Genomic DNA, 15,771 nt, shown 5'->3' with positions numbered 1-15,771 from the left:
AGCGATTACTCTGAATCCTTTGTTGTAACGATAGGGGTTGTGTCTGTTTCGTCGTCCGCATAAGGGTCGGGATAGCCCAACTCGGCAAGCAACGTTCGTTCCAGTGCTTCCATTTCTTCGGCTTCGTCGTCATCTATGTGGTCGTAACCCAGTAGATGCAAGCAGCCGTGAATCACCAGATGTGCCCAGTGGGCCTTTAGTTCCTTGCCTTGCTCGGCGGCTTCGCGCTCGACCACCGACACGCAGATCACCAGATCGCCCAGCAGCGGGATGTCAAGAAACTCGTCAGGCACATCGGCAGGAAACGACAGGACGTTAGTGGCGTAATCCTTCTGCCGCCAAGTGTGGTTCAGTTCGCGGGCTTCTTCTTCATCGACCAAGCGGATGGTCATTTCAGAGTCGGCGGTGCGCTGGCGCAGGGCCAGTTCACACCATTGGCGGAACTCGGCTTCGCTGGGGGCAGGCGCTTGGGTAGCCAGTTGCAGATCAAGCTCAAGCATCGCGGCGGCTGTCCTTTGGCGTTTCGTCTGCCACGCGATTCTCGAAGCGCTCGTAGGCTTCGACGATGCGTTGCACCAGTGGATGGCGCACAACGTCCTTGGACTCGAAATGGGTGAAGCTGATGCCCGGTACGTCTTTGAGCACTTCAATCACATGGTGCAGCCCGGATTTGGTGCCTTTCGGCAGGTCGACCTGGGTAATGTCACCGGTGATGACGGCCGTAGAGCCGAAGCCGATCCGGGTCAGGAACATCTTCATCTGTTCGACGGTGGTGTTCTGGCTTTCGTCGAGGATGATGAAACTGTTGTTCAGCGTGCGACCGCGCATGTAGGCCAGGGGCGCAACTTCAATGACCTGGCGCTCGATCAGTTTGGCGACGTGTTCGAAGCCAAGCATCTCGTAGAGTGCGTCGTAGAGCGGGCGCAGGTACGGGTCGATCTTTTGCGACAGGTCACCCGGCAGGAAGCCGAGCTTTTCGCCGGCCTCAACCGCCGGGCGGACCAGCAGAATGCGCCGAATCTGCTCGCGTTCCAGCGCGTCTACCGCGCAGGCAACGGCCAGATAGGTCTTGCCGGTACCGGCCGGGCCGATGCCGAAATTGATGTCGTTACCGAGGATTTCCTTCACGTAGCGCAGCTGATTCAAGCCGCGAGGGCGAATCATGCCTTTTTTGGTGCGCAGGGCGACGGAGGGTTCGGACGGGGAGACGTTGTCCAGCTCTTCGACGGCCGATTCCTGCAGGAACAGGTGAACCATGTCCGGCGACAGTTCAGTACCCTTGGTTTCCCGGTACAGACGGCGCAGGAGGTTTTCCGCGGAGGTGGTGTGTTTGGGGTCGCCGATCAGCTCGAACTGGTTTCCGCGGTTGCGGATCTCGATGGTCAGGCGTTGCTCGATCAGGCGCAGGTGCTCGTCGAACATCCCGCACAGATTGGCGAAGCGACGGGCCTCAAAGGGCTCGAGGATAAAACGATGTGGTTCTATGGGTGCGTTCAAGGTCGTATTTAGCCGCCCTGGGGCAATTAAGATGAAATCAAGGATAACGCCAGTGGCGCGGGTGCGAAAGCTCTTAAATGGATAAGCCCATTCTCGAGAACAATGCAATCCACTGTGGGAGCTGGCTTGCCAGCGATGGCGGTGCAACAGGCGACAAATTTGTCGGAGTTGATGGCCTCATCGCTGGCAAGTCGAATCGTCGCACCGCAGCTCCCACAGGATCCTTGATGTTTCCGGAATCTGTTACTGGACCAGCGAGCCCCGCAGCGAGTGCGGCTGCGCGGCGTCGATGTGCACGTCGGCGAACTGGCCAATCAAGGTTGGATTGTCGCAGCGGAAGTTGACGATACGATTATTCTCGGTCCGGCCTTGCAGCTCGCCAGGGTCTTTTTTCGAGTAATCGGTCACCAGGATCCGCTGGATCGAACCGACCATTTGTCGGCTGATTTCGAAGCCTTGCTGGTTCAGGCGATGTTGCAGCGCGTTCAGGCGTTCTTTTTTCAGTTCTTCCGGCGTCTCGTCGGCCAGGTCTGCCGCCGGGGTGCCCGGGCGCTGGCTATAGACGAACGAGTAGGAGAAGTCGAAACCGACGTCTTCGATCAGCTTCATGGTCTGTTCGAAGTCTTTTTCGGTCTCGCCCGGGAAGCCGACGATGAAGTCAGAGCTGATGCAGATCCCCGGCACGGCGGCACGCAGTTTTCGCAGTTTGGATTTGTATTCCAGCGCGGTGTGGTTGCGTTTCATCGCCGAGAGAATGCGGTCCGAACCCGATTGCACCGGCAAGTGCAGGTGTTTCACCAGTTCCGGCACATCGGCGTGAGCCTGGATCAGGCTGTCGGAGAATTCCAGCGGGTGTGAGGTGGTGTAGCGAATCCGGTCGATGCCATCGACGGCGGCCACCACGCGGATCAGCTCGGCGAGATCCGCCAGGCGTCCGTCGTGAGTCTTCCCGCGATAACCGTTCACGTTCTGACCCAGCAGCGTCACTTCCCGCACGCCGTTTTCGGCGAGGTGAATGATCTCGGCAATCACGTCATCGAACGGCCGGCTGACCTCTTCGCCGCGGGTATAAGGCACCACGCAGAACGTGCAGTACTTGCTGCAACCTTCCATGACCGACACATAAGCGCTCGGGCCATCGATGCGCGGCTCGGGCAAATGGTCGAATTTTTCGATTTCCGGGAACGAGACGTCGACTTGCGGCAGCTTGGTGGCGCGCGCGGCGTCGATCATTTCCGGCAAGCGGTGCAGGGTTTGCGGGCCGAAGACCACGTCCACGTATGGGGCGCGATCGCGGATGGCGGCGCCTTCCTGGCTGGCCACGCAACCGCCGACGGCGATCACCATGTCCGGGTTGGCCAGTTTCAGTTCGCGCCAGCGGCCAAGTTGGGAGTACACCCGGTCCTGGGCGCGTTCGCGAATGGAGCAGGTGTTGAGCAGGATCACGTCGGCGTCTTCAGCGCGAGCGGTAACTTCCAGGGCCTGATGTTCACCCAGCAGATCGACCATGCGCGAGCTGTCGTACTCGTTCATCTGGCAACCGTGGGTTTCGATGTAAAGCTTCTTGGCCATGGACACAGTCATCACGTGATTCAAAGAACCGCGCATTATAGGGAACATGTCCCCAGGTTCCTACCGCTGTGCGTCCAGTGGCTATGCTATAGTTCGCGCCCTCATTTTTATCCCCGATGTGTTGCCCGCCCACCATGACCAAACGTGAAGCCCCAATCTACAAGGTGATTTTCCTCAACCAGGGCCAGGTGTACGAAATGTATGCCAAGCAGATCTATCAAAGTGATCTGTGGGGCTTCCTGGAAGTGGAAGAGTTCGTCTTTGGCGAGCGCACGCAAGTGGTCGTCGACCCGAGCGAAGAGAAGTTGAAAGCTCAGTTCGAAGGCGTGGTGCGCAGTTTCGTGCCGATGCATTCGATTGTGCGCATCGACGAAGTGGAACGCCTGGGCACTCCGAAAATCAGCGAAGCCCGAGGCGCGGTCGGCAATGTCATGCCGTTTCCGATGCCGATGCCTGAGAAGTAAGCAAGTTGCTCCTGTGGCGAGGGAGCTTGCTCCCGCCGGCCGATCCGCGCCCGGGCGCAGCAGTCGTAAAACCTGTGAGTGTGGTGTGTCGGAAAGGTAGTAGTTGCAGGACTTAGGGCCGCTTCGCGCTCCAGCGGGAGCAAGCTCCCTCGCCACAGGGGGCTGTGTTTGCTTCAGGGGAGTGGCGAGAAAGGCGTACGCCCGTCGGCGCTTTGCAGTTCCATCAAATATTTGCGAAAAATTTGCCCGAGCACCTGAGTAGCGACTTCGAGATCTTCGCGAGGCATCTTCTCGGCCACTTCGTCGGCCGTATCCAGCGCATCTTCAGCGCCGTTGACCGCGGCCATTTTCAGCACGATATACGCCTGAACGTTATTGGCCGGCACGCCTTCGCCGTGAAAGAACATGGTGCCGAGTTTGAATTGCGCCTGGGCGTGGCCTTGCAGCGAGGCTTTTTCGAAATAGCCCAGGGCTATCTTGAGGTCGCGCGGGGTGTTTTTGCCGTCGTAGTAGAACTCACCCAACTCGTATTGCGCTTGTGCATCCCCTTCATCCGACGCTTTCTGGCAGGCAGCGAGCGCTTGCGTCAGGTCTTGCGGCTGAGTATTGAGGGTGCAGCGACCCATCGCTGGGATTAACAACGAGTTGCCGCCTGCTTGTGCGAGCGCGAGCAGGGGCTGAAGGAGCAACAGGCAGCCCAGTGAAAGGGCGCGGCCGGTGCGGTTCATGGGAATCGACTTACCTCTGAAGGGCGCGCGGACCCATCGAGGGGATCCAATAAGCGCGCATTATGAAATAAGCAGGGCCAACCTTACAAAGTCTTTACTCGTTTTTCTGCTGCGCGGGGAATATATCGCCCCTTTTGCGGGAGATTATTAGCAGAAGCACAGGAATAAGGGGGCAAATCCAGGTGAAAGCTGACGCTGGCATTCGCCAGCGTCAGCGGCACAACGTTATTTCAACGCAGCGAATGCACGCTCGGCGGCATCCAGCGTCAATTTCAACTCGGTGTCACCGTGAGCGATCGAGGTGAAACCGGCTTCGAAAGCACTTGGCGCCAGGTACACGCCGCCTTCGAGCATCAAGTGGAAGAAACGACCGAACAGTGCTGCATCGCTGGCCATCACGTCATCGAAGGTCACGATGTCGTCGGCACCGCTGAAGTACAGACCAAACATACCGCCGGCCTGGGTGGTCACGAATGGAATGCCCGCGGCATCGGCGCGCTGTTGCAGACCATCGAGCAGGCGGCTGGTGTAATCGGCCAGTTCGTCGTGGAAGCCGGGACGGCTGATCAGACGCAACGTCGTCAGGCCCGCCGCCATCGCCAGAGGGTTACCCGACAGAGTGCCAGCCTGATAGACCGGACCCAGTGGCGCGATGTGCGACATGATTTCGCGCTTGCCGCCGAAGCAGCCGACCGGCATGCCGCCACCGATGATCTTGCCGAAAGTACTCAGGTCCGGCGTCACGCCGAAGTGCGCTTGTGCACCGCCGAGGGCGACACGGAAACCGGTCATCACTTCGTCGAAAATCAGCACCACGCCGTACTTGTCGCACAGGGTCCGCAGGCCTTCGAGGAAACCTGGCGCCGGCGGTACGCAGTTCATGTTGCCAGCCACCGGCTCGACGATGATGCAGGCCACGTCCTGGCCGACGTCGGCGAGCATGGTTTCTACCGCGTCGATGTCGTTGAACGGCAAGGTCAGGGTGTGTTTGGCGAAATCCGCCGGCACACCGGCCGAGCTTGGCACGCCCTGGGTCAGGGCGCCGGAACCGGCCTTGACCAGCAGGCTGTCGGAGTGACCGTGGTAGCAGCCCTCGAACTTGATGATGTTGTCGCGGCCGGTGAAACCACGGGCCAGACGGATGGCGCTCATGGTCGCTTCGGTGCCGGAGCTGACCATGCGCACCATTTCCATCGAAGGCACGATCGAGCAGACCAGATCGGCCATCTCGGTTTCCATCGCGGTCGGGGCGCCGTAGGACAAACCGTGTTCCAGTTGTTTGCGCACAGCGTCCAGCACGTCCGGGTGGCTGTGGCCGAGAATCATCGGGCCCCAGGAGCCGACGTAGTCAACGTAACGCTTGTCGTCTTCGTCGGTGACGTAGGCGCCTTCGGCGTGTTTGAAGAACAACGGCGTGCCGCCCACGCTTTTGAATGCGCGAACAGGCGAGTTCACGCCACCGGGGATGTGTTTCTGGGCATTGGCAAACAGGGTTTCGGAACGAGACATGATCGGGCTCTCAAATCAGATTTTCAGTAATTCGTTAAAGGCGCGGGCGCGGCGGGTCACTTCAGCCGTGCTGTCGGCGCCAAACAGACCATGCACCACCGCCAGCAAGTCGACCCCGTGGGCCACCAGCGGCGCGGCGTTGTCCAGGGTGATGCCGCCAATCGCGCAGATCGGCAGGTGCAGTTTGCTGCGGGCCTGGTCGAGCAGGTCGAGACTGCAAGTCGGTGCGCCGGGTTTGGTATTGGAGTTGAAGAAACGGCCGAAGGCGACATAACTCGCGCCTTCCTTGGCCGCTTGTTCGGCGAGTTCAAGCTGCGCATGGCAGGTCGAACCGATAATGGCCTTTGAGCCGAGCAGGGCGCGGGTCGGTGACAGCGGGCCATCGGTCTGGCCCAGGTGTACGCCAACGTTCAAGCGAGCGGCCAGTTCGGCATCGTCGTTGATGATTAGCTGTGTCTTGTAGCGTTCGCACAGATCGCGCAAGGCTTCGGCCTCGCGCAAACGCCGGGCCTCGTCACTGCTTTTGTCACGGTATTGCAGCAAGGTGACGCCGCCTTCCAGCGCCGCCTCCACGTACGAGAGAAATTTACCGGCCAGTAACTGGCTGTCGGTAATGGCGTACAGGCCACGTAGTTTCATCGGACAAGCCTCACCGCAGTGCGAATAGAAAGTTACGAACAGAAATCCAGCGGCAGGCGACGCGGCACGAACTGGCCTTTGCCCAGCTGCTCTGCATCACGCAGGGTACGCCAAGTGTAGTTAAGCGCGGTCTGCACGGCGCTGGCGAGGTTTTCACCTTGAGCCAGGCGACCGGCGAGGGCGCTGGCCAAGGTGCAACCGGAACCGTGATAGCTGCCGGGCAGGCGTTGGCAGGTATAGGTTTCGCGGTGGCCGTCGCGGCTGTACAGGCGGTTGTGGATTTCGTGTTCGTCGCCATGGCCGCCGGTGATCAGCAGGTGTTTGACGAACGGCAAGAGTTTTTCAGCGCACTCGTCCGCGGTGCCTTCGGGCAGTTCGGCGAGGATGCGGGCTTCGGGAAGGTTAGGGGTGGCGATGATGGACAGGGGCAGCAGGCGTTCGCGCATGGCGTAGCCGACTTCATCCTTGCCCAGGCGTCCGCCGCCACCGGCGCGCAGCACCGGGTCGCAGACCACTGGCAAATGCGGGTGCGCCGAGAGCAGTTCGACCACGGTGTCGACCATCTCCAGGGAACCGAGCATGCCCAGTTTCACGGCAGCGACTTCGGAGTCGTTGAGCACGGCATTGGCCTGGGCCAACACCCACTCGCGGTCGAGCACGCGAAAGTCAGTGACGTTGACCGTGTCTTGCACGGTCAGGGCGGTGACGGCCGGGGCCGCATGACAACCCTGGGCGAGCAGGGCTTCGATATCTGCCTGCAAGCCGGCGCCACCACTTGGGTCGTGGCCGGAGAGACAGAGGACAACGGGGCGAGAGCTGTAGATATTCATGGTGCGCGAGCTTACCACCAGTCGACCAACGAGTCATGAGAGGGACTTGTAGCCGCTGGTGAAGCCTGCGTTCGGCTGCTACAGGAATGGGTGAAACGGCCGATGCATTGTCACAAGCTGACCGTACAAACAGATCTACTCCAATCATGCCGCTGGAACGCCCGTACTAGAGCCTTTGTAGGAAAAGTTTCAATGGTGCTCAATGGCCATCAACGGCTATGCTAGAGTGGATCCAAACCAATAACAGGTAATACCGGTTTTACGTCTACTCAAAGGGAATGAGGGGCTTCCTGAGATAACCGGACAGGCCACGCTGGGGCTTAAATGCGCTATTTGCTGATACTGCTGTTGTGCTTGCCCCTCATGGCGAGCGCCGTCGAATTCGATGAGTTCACCCAGAGCCTTCCCTTGGGCCGAGCCCTGCAGGTGTACGAAGACGCGGGCGGTCAGGCGACCATCGCCGATGTTCGTGCGCAAGCCGCGGCTGGAAACTTCAAATCCCACGATAAAGCCACCCTCAACGCCGGTTATTCGCGTTCGGTATTCTGGCTGAAAATCGATCTGCATTACCGTCCGACTAACCCGGCGGCGCAACGGACCTGGCTGCTGGAACTGGCCTATCCGCCCCTCGATCACCTCGATCTCTATTTGCCCGATGCTGGCGGTGACTTTCGATTGGCCCGGCAAACCGGCGATGCGTTACCGTTCGCCAGTCGCGAGTTCCGCCAGAACAACTACCTGTTCGATCTGAATTTCACGCCTGACCAGGCGCAAACGGTGTACCTGCGCTTGCAAAGCGAAGGGTCGATCCAGGCGCCGGTCACCTTGTGGTCGAGCACCGCTTATCTCGAAGAGCAGCCGGTCCGCCTTTATGTGCTGGGGCTGATTTATGGCGTGTTGCTGGGGATGCTGGTCTACAACCTGTTCATCTACCTCAGCGTTCGCGACACCAGCTACCTCTATTACATTTTCTACATCGCTTCATTCGGCCTGTATCAGCTGTCAGTGAACGGCGCCGCCGTGGAGTATTTCTGGCCGGACAATCCGTGGTGGGCCAACGCCGCGACGCCGTTTTTCATCGGCTGCGCAGGGCTATTCGGCAGCCAGTTCGCCCGTAGCTTCTTGCAGACGGCCAGCCACGGTCGCTGGCTCGACCGCTTATTGTTGGCGTTAATTGCGTTCAGTGCGGTGGTGATCGGGTTGTCATTGATGGCCAGTTACGCGCTGGCCTTGCGTCTGGCGACAGCCTTGGCGCTGGTCTTCACCGTGGTGATTTTCATCGCCGGGTTGTGCGCCTGGTTGCGAGGCCTGCGGGTGGCGCGGTATTTCATCATCGCCTGGTCGGCGTTCCTGCTCGGCGGCATCGTCAACACCATGATGGTGCTGGGTTACCTGCCGAACGTGTTCCTGACGATGTATTCCAGCCAGATCGGTTCGGCCATCGAAGTGGCGTTGCTGTCCCTGGCCTTGGCCGACCGTATCAACGCCATGCGCGAGCAGCAGGCGCAGACGCTGTTCGATGCCGGTCAAAAGCTCGAAGTGCTGAACCAGCAATTGGCTCACAGTAACAAGCTCAAGGACGAATTCCTCGCCACCCTGACCCACGAATTGCGCACGCCCATGAACGGTGTGATTGGTTCGCTTGAATTGATGCAGACGGTCGAGATGGACGCGGAACTGGAGCAATACCAGCAAACCGCCGCCGGTTCTGCGCGGGACATGATGCGCATGGTCAACGGCATCCTCACTCTGACCGAATTGCAGGCCGGCAAGCTCAAGGCCAGTCCCGCAACGTTCAGTTTGCGGGGCGTGGTCGAGACCTTGCGCGCGCAGTTCGAGGGCAATGCTTCAAGCAAGTCGCTGGATTTCAAAGTCGAAGTGATGCCGGGTCTGCCGGATCGCTTGAACGGCGACAGTGTCAAGCTGGCGCAATGCCTGGAGTGCCTGCTGGATAACGCCATCAAGTTCACCCGGGTCGGCGGGCTGGCACTGCGTGTGACGGGCAAACCGGTGGAGAACGGTCGGGTGTCGTTGTCGTTTGCGGTGATCGACACCGGTATCGGCTTTACCGATCTGGGGGAGGCGACGATGTATCAGCGCTTCTTCCAGCTCGACGGTTCCATGACCCGCGAACACGGTGGTCTGGGGGTTGGCCTGGCGATCTGCCGGCAACTGGTCGAATTGCTTGGCGGGCGTCTGACCCATCGCTCCGAACCCGGCAGCGGTAGCCGTTTCCAGCTGGACGTCGAGTTTGAGTTGCCCGTGGTCGAGCGGTCGGCAGTGCCCTTGATGACCCGCGAGTTTCCCCGTCTTCGATTGCCCCAGGACTGCACGGTGCTGCTGGTGGATGACAACAGCATCAACCAATTGGTGATGCGTGGCATGTTGCTCAAGCTCGGCTTCCGGGTGCGCGCTACCGACAGCGGCGCTGCCGCGCTCGATCTCTTGCAGCGTGAAACCTTCGATGCGGTCCTGCTCGATTGTCAGGCCCCGGCCCTGGATGGCACCTCCCTGTGCTGCCAGATCCGCGCCTTGCCGGGTTGTGCCGAGTTGCCGGTGTTCGTGGTTGCCGTGAGCGCCGACCGGGAGCGCTGCCCGACCGGCGCCTTGATCGATTACCTGAGCAAACCGGTGAAATTCGAGGATTTGCAAGCGGCGCTCTATCGGCGTGTGCTCAATCCGGGGCAAGGCGAAAGCGCCGACATTTAGGCGGGTATGACACTTTGTTCGGTCAGGGGGCGGTGCTTAACTGAATGCCTTGGCTGACCAAAGGAGCCCCGTCATGAACCTGCATCAGTTCGCCGAAACCCACGAAGTCACCAACCAGCCTCCGTCGCTGGACGGCACCAACCTCTATCGCATCGACCTGCCTTTACAGGAGTGGTCGCGGCGTTTTGGTGCCGGATGGGCCGAGTCGCGGATCGACGCGTATGGCGCATTGGCCGGCGGGCCACTGATGGAAGCAGGGTTCCTTGCCAATCAAAACAAACCGGTGTTCGTCAGTCATGACCGTTACGGCCATCGCATCGACCTGGTGGAATTTCACCCGGCGTATCACGAGTTGATGCGCACGGCGGTGGAGCACGGTTTGACCTCGTTGCCGTGGGCGCATCCGCAGTCTGGCGCCCATGTGGCTCGCGCATCCATGACGTATCTGCACAGCCAGGCCGAAGCGGGCAGTGGTTGCCCGCTGACCATGACCTTCGCCAGCGTTCCGGCGATGCGCCTGCAACCGGATCTGGCCGAGCAGTGGCTGCCGAAAATCCTCTCGACCGAATACGACTCGCGCAATGTTGGCATGGCCCACAAGGCCGGTGTCACCATCGGCATGGCGATGACCGAGAAACAGGGCGGCACCGACGTGCGGGCCAACACCACCAAGGCGTATCCGGTGGGCGCCAGTGGCCCGGGCCAAGCCTATGAGTTGGTGGGCCACAAGTGGTTCTGTTCTGCGCCGATGTGCGATGCCTTCCTGACATTGGCGCAGACGGACAAGGGTTTGACCTGTTTCCTGCTGCCACGCCATCGTCCGGACGACACACGCAATCAGTTCTACATCCAGCGCCTGAAGAACAAACTCGGCAATTGCTCCAATGCCTCCAGCGAGGTGGAGTTTCGCGGTGCGCTGGCGTGGATGGTCGGCGAAGAAGGGCGCGGTGTGCCGACCATCATTGAAATGGTCGCCATGACTCGCTTCGATTGCATGGTCGGCTCAAGCGCCTTGATGCGCCAGGCGTTGACCCAGGCCAGCCATCACTGCGCCCACCGCATGGTCGGCGGCAAGCTGCTCAGCGAACAGCCGTTGATGCAGAACGTGCTGGCCGATCTGGCGCTGGAAAGCGAAGCGGCCCTGGCCTTGAGCTTGCGCATGGGCAACGCGCTGGATCATCTGGATGACAGTCATGAAGCCAAATTCGCCCGACTCGTTACAGCGGTGGGCAAGTACTGGATCTGCAAACGTGCGCCGGCAATGATCAACGAAGCCGCCGAATGCATGGGCGGCGCAGGTTATGTCGAAGAAAGCATCTTGCCGCGTCTGTACCGTGAGGCGCCGGTCAATTCGACGTGGGAAGGCTCCGGCAACGTGCAATGCCTGGACGTGCTGCGAGCGTTGTCGAAGGAGCCGGGTGTGCTCGATGTGCTGTTCAGCGAGTTGGGTGATGGTCACGGCGATAAACGTCTGGCCGCGCACATCAGCCAATTGCAGACGGCGTTCAAGGACACCGGCGATATTCAATACCGCGCTCGGCAGCTCACTGAAGATATTGCGTTGGGGCTTCAGGCCAGGCTGCTGCTGGAGGCCGGTAACTCGGCGGTCAGCGATGCCTTCATCGCCAGCCGCCTCGGTTCGGCCGGTCGTGTGTATGGCGCGTTGCCGCGTGGGCTGGATGTGGAAGCGATCGTCGCTCGATCGACTCCGCAGGGTTTTTGAAGTGTTTTGGAAAGGAAGGGGTAAACCCTTCCTTTCATCGTCAGTAGTTATTGAGTCAGGAAGCGAGCGATCGCACCTGTCGTTCCTTCCGTGGACGAGCCATAAATAGCAGCCTTGGTATTCGACAACTGCTCAAATCCATTCTGATAATCCCCAGTGTCGACATAAAACATGCCCTCAGGGCCGAAGGTAAGGTCAGGTTTGCCAGTATCATCCAGCCTCAATATGGCTCCTGTAGAGGCTATGTTTTCAGGGATCCATACCAGGATTTTTCGTATAGCGCGGGTGCTAGATGAGGAATCCTTGCTTGTATCGGACTGAACGGCCAGTCCTCTGGCAATCTGGCTAACATCACTCTTGATTTCGAGTGATTGTCCGTTATTGAAGGTTTTGTCCAGAGAGCCATCAGACTCAAGTCGAGCTACCAATGCGATGGAGGGAAAGACGGGAGTGCCGTTTTGGCCTTTCAGGAGGTAACCCGACACTAGCGTTTTCTCGCCTTGCGCCTCTGAAATCGCAACCAGCTCTACGTGGTAGGCTCCTGTTCCATCGATAAGTACATACCCATTGCCATACTGGTCATAGGTTTTGTCCGGTGCGCCATCACGGGTAAACAGTGCAACCAATCCCCCCTTGTCGCGTCGCCCTACGACGAGCAATTTTCCGTCAGGTCGTGCTGCCAGCCCCTGGAAGGATGATTCCCCTTCACTGTAGGTAACGCCTTCATCACCAAAATCATTTTCCGGTCTTCCACTTTCATCAATCGAAAATAGAGCGCCGCCGTCATTATTCCCGCCAATTTTCAACTCAATGGCTACCGCAATGCTGCCATCGTTGCGGGCAACCATGCCTGACCTGTCGTGGCGATCACCCGGTGAATAATCATCTTTGAGGCTGAAGATAGTGAAACCATTCGTGCCGAATGACCGATCAAGGGTGTTGTCTGGCAGCACCCGGGCGAACAGTGTCTTGTTACCCTCCAGTGCACCAAAGATCACAACGCTCCGGTTTGCTTGCACAAGTAAATTTCGAAGTACAAAGGAGGTGTCCCGGATCAGTTGCAAAGTGGCCACGTTGCCGATGGGCTTCCCCGCAATGTCATGCCTCAGAATTGCGATGCTGTCAGCAATTAAGTCCGGGGTGGTAGAACCGATCGAGATGTATGTATCGTCCGGCAGTACCTTTGAGTGACCTCTGAAACCTGATGGCACGGCAAACCGCAGGAGGCCATTATCTGCGAAGTGTGGGTCAGGTCTGCCGCTACCAAGGATATTACTCATGGATTTTTCCTTTCTGTGGTGCGCGACAGCATCGGATCTGCGCAGATAAAAATTTGTTCTGCTCGCAGAATCTACGCTTGGACCAAGAGTGCGAATAGCTGTCAACTTTGACAGGTATCAATACCTTTCAATTGATTGAAGGGGCCTATGAGGAGTGATTGGGTCCCCGGTGTCGTCCTCGAATCGTTTGGCACGATCAGACGCGTGAGTGAACACTTGATCGACGTCTTGCTCGTGCCTTTGCTTTGCGATGCAGGCAAGATGAAGCTCTGCAAGTCAGAACACAGGATGCTGATCGTGACCGAAGCTTTTATTGTCGTTCAAACCGCCGAGCAAGCCGTGGACCGGCTTGCGCTTTTGCACAACCGTGCAACCACCGCGCTGAACCAGGCGCTCAAGCGTTATCTCAAGGATCGAGTTGAACCGGACGCTGAACAGCGTGCGATGTTTCGTTATCCCGAACTGCGTCTGACCTACCACTGCCAGGGCGAAGTCCCACAGACCACTCGCGCCTATGCCAAGGTTCAACTGCCCGGAACTTACAGCGTTACCGTCACCCATCCGGCGGCCTTTCGTAAGTATCTGCTGGAACAACTCGTGCCGTTGATGCACGACTTCACCGTGACCGTGGAAGTCGGCATCAGCCAGCAAAACATTCCTTATCCATACGTGGTCGAGCAGGGCGATGAGCTGGCCGGTTCCGGCGTCACCGCTGCCGTGCTGGCGCGGGTGTTCCCGAGTACGGACCTGTCCGCCGCGACCGACGGCATCGCCGATGGTTTGTACGATTGGGAAAACACCGATCCACTGCCACTGGCCCTGTTCGACGCCGCGCGGGTGGATTTCTCGCTGCGCCGTCTGGTGCACTACACCGGCAGCGACTGGCGTCATGTGCAGCCGTGGATTCTGTTGACCAACTACCACCGCTATGTCGACCAGTTCATCGTCCATGGCCTGGAACAGTTGCGCAGCGATCCGCGTTTCGTGCGCATGGTGCTACCGGGCAACGTGATCATCGAAAAGAGCATGGATCACGGCGAAGCCTCGGCGATTGCTGCCGGCGTGGTCTGGCACCGCTATCAAATGCCGGCCTATCACCTGATCGCCACCGATGGCCACGGCGTGACCCTGGTGAATATCGGCGTCGGCCCGTCCAACGCCAAGAACATCACCGACCATTTGGCGGTGCTGCGTCCACATTGCTGGTTGATGATCGGCCACTGCGGCGGCTTGCGTCAGTCGCAGACCATTGGCGACTACGTATTGGCTCACGCCTACATGCGTCGCGACGGGATTCTCGACCGGGTCGTGCCGCCGAACATTCCGATCCCGGCCCTGGCCGAAGTGCAGATGGCCTTGCAGCAAGCGGCCGCCAACATTACCGGCGAGAAGGGCGACGAGCTGAAGAAACGCCTGCGCACCGGCACCGTACTGACGTACGACGACCGTAACTGGGAATTGCGCTGGGCTCAGGAGCGTCCGCTGATCAACTTGTCCCGCGCCGTGGCGGTGGACATGGAAAGCGGCACCATCGCAGCGCAAGGCTATCGCTTGCGGGTGCCGTACGGCACGTTGCTCTGCGTTTCGGACAAACCGCTGCACAGCGAAATCAAGCTGCCGGGTTCGGCCAACGCCTTCTATGAGCGTGCGGTCAGCCAGCACTTGAAGATCGGTATCGAGGCGGTGGATCTGTTGCGCACCGAACTCAACTCGCTGCACTCGCGCAAACTGCGCAGCTTCGACGAGCCGCCGTTCCGCTGACAGTTGTCATGGTCATTTGGCGGTCAGGGCACTAGCATTAGCAGCCCTGACCGCTAGATGTTCTTTTCGCCATGCCCCGTCCTCCACGTCCCGTTTCTCGCCGCCCTGGCCCGAACAACCCGCCATCAGCCCCCCGCCGTGTCGCCAAAGCGCCACCGGCCGAGCCGAAGCTGATCCTGTTCAACAAACCCTTCGATGTGCTGACGCAGTTCAGCGACGAAGGAGGGCGGGCGACGCTCAAGGATTACATCGAGATTCCGGGGATCTACCCGGCAGGACGGCTGGACCGTGACAGCGAAGGTTTGCTGCTGCTGACCAACGATGGCCAGCTTCAAGCGCGGATCGCCGACCCGAAACACAAACTGGCGAAGACCTATTGGGTGCAAGTGGAGGGCGAGCCGAGCGCTGAGCAGTTGCAGCGATTGCGTGACGGCGTCGAGCTCAATGACGGCATGACCTTGCCGGCCGAAGCGCGGCAACTGGATGAACCCGAGCTGTGGCCACGCAACCCGCCGGTGCGCTTTCGCAAAAGCGTGCCGACCAGCTGGCTGGAATTGGTGATTCGCGAGGGGCGAAACCGTCAGGTGCGGCGCATGACGGCGGCGGTCGGCTTGCCGACGTTGCGTCTGGTACGGGTCAGAATAGGCGACTGGACGATCGAAGGGCTCGATCAGGGCCAGTGGAAGGAAGTGCCGGCGCGCTTATAACGCGCCGGATTCGATCAGGCCGATCACCACGCTTTTGATCACGAACGCCGCTACGCCCAAGCCCAGTACGGAGAACAGGATGACCGAGCCAAAGCGTCCGGCCTTGGATTTCTTCGCCAGATCCCAGACGATGAAACCCATGAAAATGATCAGGATGCTGACCAGTCCAGTCATCATCCACTCTTCGAATACTGCAGGATCCATTGAATATCTCCAGCGCGGGCGAGGCTAAAAGGCGCTGGAGTATACGGCATGGGGGAGTGGTGGAGGATTGACCTGCGGCAGTGTGTCGCAGCTATTCGTCGCCTGTGCCGGCCCCATCGCGGGCAAGCCCGCTCCCACAGGATTTGTG

The 15,771-nt window shown here is 59.4% G+C and carries 14 protein-coding genes; 5 read left to right on the top strand and 9 right to left on the bottom strand.

Annotated elements, in window-relative coordinates:
• Positions 1–5 precede the first annotated feature (5 nt).
• The 3 genes from ybeY to miaB all read right to left on the bottom strand — a co-directional run bounded on the left by ybeY (position 6) and on the right by miaB (position 3,069).
• Positions 6–500, bottom strand: coding sequence for an rRNA maturation RNase YbeY (gene ybeY / locus ACYZT8_RS26030; protein ID WP_461977017.1), 495 nt, complete (start codon positions 498–500; stop codon positions 6–8).
• Positions 493–1,497: a PhoH family protein gene (locus tag ACYZT8_RS26025; protein WP_461977015.1), complete on the bottom strand. Its 1,005-nt coding sequence runs from the start codon at positions 1,495–1,497 to the stop codon at positions 493–495. Before ACYZT8_RS26025 ends, ybeY begins: the two co-directional genes overlap by 8 nt.
• A 243-nt stretch (positions 1,498–1,740) precedes the next feature.
• A complete protein-coding gene (miaB, locus tag ACYZT8_RS26020) occupies positions 1,741–3,069 on the bottom strand; it encodes a tRNA (N6-isopentenyl adenosine(37)-C2)-methylthiotransferase MiaB (protein WP_461977013.1) in 1,329 nt (442 codons plus the stop codon).
• 134 nt (positions 3,070–3,203) lie between these two features.
• Between miaB and ACYZT8_RS26015 the strand changes: the two genes are divergently transcribed.
• Positions 3,204–3,533: a DUF1820 family protein gene (locus ACYZT8_RS26015; RefSeq protein WP_007894425.1), complete on the top strand. Its 330-nt coding sequence runs from the start codon at positions 3,204–3,206 to the stop codon at positions 3,531–3,533.
• A gap of 173 nt (positions 3,534–3,706) precedes the next feature.
• On the opposite strand, the gene ACYZT8_RS26010 is transcribed toward ACYZT8_RS26015, so the two are convergent.
• The 4 genes from ACYZT8_RS26010 to ACYZT8_RS25995 all read right to left on the bottom strand — a co-directional run bounded on the left by ACYZT8_RS26010 (position 3,707) and on the right by ACYZT8_RS25995 (position 7,239).
• Entirely contained in the window at positions 3,707–4,261 is a 555-nt protein-coding gene (locus ACYZT8_RS26010) for a tetratricopeptide repeat protein (RefSeq protein ID WP_461955846.1), read from the bottom strand.
• Positions 4,262–4,486: 225 nt separating this feature from the next.
• A complete protein-coding gene (gene hemL, locus ACYZT8_RS26005) occupies positions 4,487–5,770 on the bottom strand; it encodes a glutamate-1-semialdehyde 2,1-aminomutase (RefSeq protein WP_461977011.1) in 1,284 nt (427 codons plus the stop codon).
• Between the two features lie 15 nt (positions 5,771–5,785).
• Positions 5,786–6,409 carry a thiamine phosphate synthase gene (gene thiE, locus ACYZT8_RS26000; protein WP_461977009.1) on the bottom strand — a complete coding sequence of 208 codons (624 nt, stop codon included), beginning with the start codon at positions 6,407–6,409 and terminating at the stop codon, positions 5,786–5,788.
• 32 nt (positions 6,410–6,441) lie between these two features.
• The gene (locus tag ACYZT8_RS25995; RefSeq protein WP_461977007.1) at positions 6,442–7,239 is read right to left on the bottom strand and encodes a hydroxymethylpyrimidine/phosphomethylpyrimidine kinase; all 798 of its coding nucleotides are present in this window, start codon (positions 7,237–7,239) and stop codon (positions 6,442–6,444) included.
• A gap of 324 nt (positions 7,240–7,563) precedes the next feature.
• Here ACYZT8_RS25995 and ACYZT8_RS25990 point away from each other — a divergent pair, with 324 nt between their 5' ends.
• Both ACYZT8_RS25990 and ACYZT8_RS25985 read left to right on the top strand, forming a co-directional pair.
• Complete coding sequence (locus ACYZT8_RS25990) at positions 7,564–9,948, top strand: hybrid sensor histidine kinase/response regulator (RefSeq protein ID WP_461977005.1); 2,385 nt, start codon at positions 7,564–7,566, stop codon at positions 9,946–9,948.
• A 73-nt stretch (positions 9,949–10,021) separates the two neighbouring features.
• Positions 10,022–11,671 (top strand): acyl-CoA dehydrogenase family protein, encoded by a 1,650-nt coding sequence (locus ACYZT8_RS25985; RefSeq protein ID WP_461977003.1) that lies wholly within the window; start codon positions 10,022–10,024, stop codon positions 11,669–11,671.
• A 47-nt stretch (positions 11,672–11,718) separates the two neighbouring features.
• Here the strand turns inward: ACYZT8_RS25985 and ACYZT8_RS25980 are convergent, their stop codons facing one another.
• Positions 11,719–12,951 carry a hypothetical protein gene (locus ACYZT8_RS25980; protein ID WP_461977001.1) on the bottom strand — a complete coding sequence of 411 codons (1,233 nt, stop codon included), beginning with the start codon at positions 12,949–12,951 and terminating at the stop codon, positions 11,719–11,721.
• A 261-nt stretch (positions 12,952–13,212) separates the two neighbouring features.
• Here ACYZT8_RS25980 and amn point away from each other — a divergent pair, with 261 nt between their 5' ends.
• Positions 13,213–14,712: an AMP nucleosidase gene (amn, locus tag ACYZT8_RS25975; RefSeq protein WP_461955841.1), complete on the top strand. Its 1,500-nt coding sequence runs from the start codon at positions 13,213–13,215 to the stop codon at positions 14,710–14,712.
• 71 nt (positions 14,713–14,783) lie between these two features.
• A complete protein-coding gene (locus tag ACYZT8_RS25970) occupies positions 14,784–15,419 on the top strand; it encodes a pseudouridine synthase (protein ID WP_461976999.1) in 636 nt (211 codons plus the stop codon).
• On the opposite strand, the gene ACYZT8_RS25965 is transcribed toward ACYZT8_RS25970, so the two are convergent.
• Positions 15,414–15,623: a DUF2788 domain-containing protein gene (locus ACYZT8_RS25965; RefSeq protein WP_109635094.1), complete on the bottom strand. Its 210-nt coding sequence runs from the start codon at positions 15,621–15,623 to the stop codon at positions 15,414–15,416. The two genes, ACYZT8_RS25970 and ACYZT8_RS25965, sit on opposite strands and share 6 nt — an antisense overlap.
• Positions 15,624–15,771 lie beyond the last annotated feature (148 nt).

Source organism: Pseudomonas sp. LB3P93, assembly GCF_054898025.1.
This window is presented reverse-complemented; position numbering and strand designations above follow the sequence as displayed.

Excerpts from the sequence above, each read along its gene's own strand:
- ACYZT8_RS26015 (WP_007894425.1), top strand. The coding sequence starts at position 3,204 with ATGACCAAACGTGAAGCCCCAATCTACAAGGTGATTTTCCTCAACCAG.
- hemL (WP_461977011.1), bottom strand. The coding sequence starts at position 5,770 with ATGTCTCGTTCCGAAACCCTGTTTGCCAATGCCCAGAAACACATCCCC.
- ACYZT8_RS26010 (WP_461955846.1), bottom strand. The coding sequence starts at position 4,261 with ATGAACCGCACCGGCCGCGCCCTTTCACTGGGCTGCCTGTTGCTCCTT.
- thiE (WP_461977009.1), bottom strand. The coding sequence starts at position 6,409 with ATGAAACTACGTGGCCTGTACGCCATTACCGACAGCCAGTTACTGGCC.
- amn (WP_461955841.1), top strand. The coding sequence starts at position 13,213 with ATGAAGCTCTGCAAGTCAGAACACAGGATGCTGATCGTGACCGAAGCT.
- miaB (WP_461977013.1), bottom strand. The coding sequence starts at position 3,069 with ATGGCCAAGAAGCTTTACATCGAAACCCACGGTTGCCAGATGAACGAG.
- ACYZT8_RS25985 (WP_461977003.1), top strand. The coding sequence starts at position 10,022 with ATGAACCTGCATCAGTTCGCCGAAACCCACGAAGTCACCAACCAGCCT.
- ACYZT8_RS25965 (WP_109635094.1), bottom strand. The coding sequence starts at position 15,623 with ATGGATCCTGCAGTATTCGAAGAGTGGATGATGACTGGACTGGTCAGC.
- ACYZT8_RS25970 (WP_461976999.1), top strand. The coding sequence starts at position 14,784 with ATGCCCCGTCCTCCACGTCCCGTTTCTCGCCGCCCTGGCCCGAACAAC.
- ACYZT8_RS25980 (WP_461977001.1), bottom strand. The coding sequence starts at position 12,951 with ATGAGTAATATCCTTGGTAGCGGCAGACCTGACCCACACTTCGCAGAT.
- ACYZT8_RS25990 (WP_461977005.1), top strand. The coding sequence starts at position 7,564 with ATGCGCTATTTGCTGATACTGCTGTTGTGCTTGCCCCTCATGGCGAGC.
- ACYZT8_RS25995 (WP_461977007.1), bottom strand. The coding sequence starts at position 7,239 with ATGAATATCTACAGCTCTCGCCCCGTTGTCCTCTGTCTCTCCGGCCAC.
- ybeY (WP_461977017.1), bottom strand. The coding sequence starts at position 500 with ATGCTTGAGCTTGATCTGCAACTGGCTACCCAAGCGCCTGCCCCCAGC.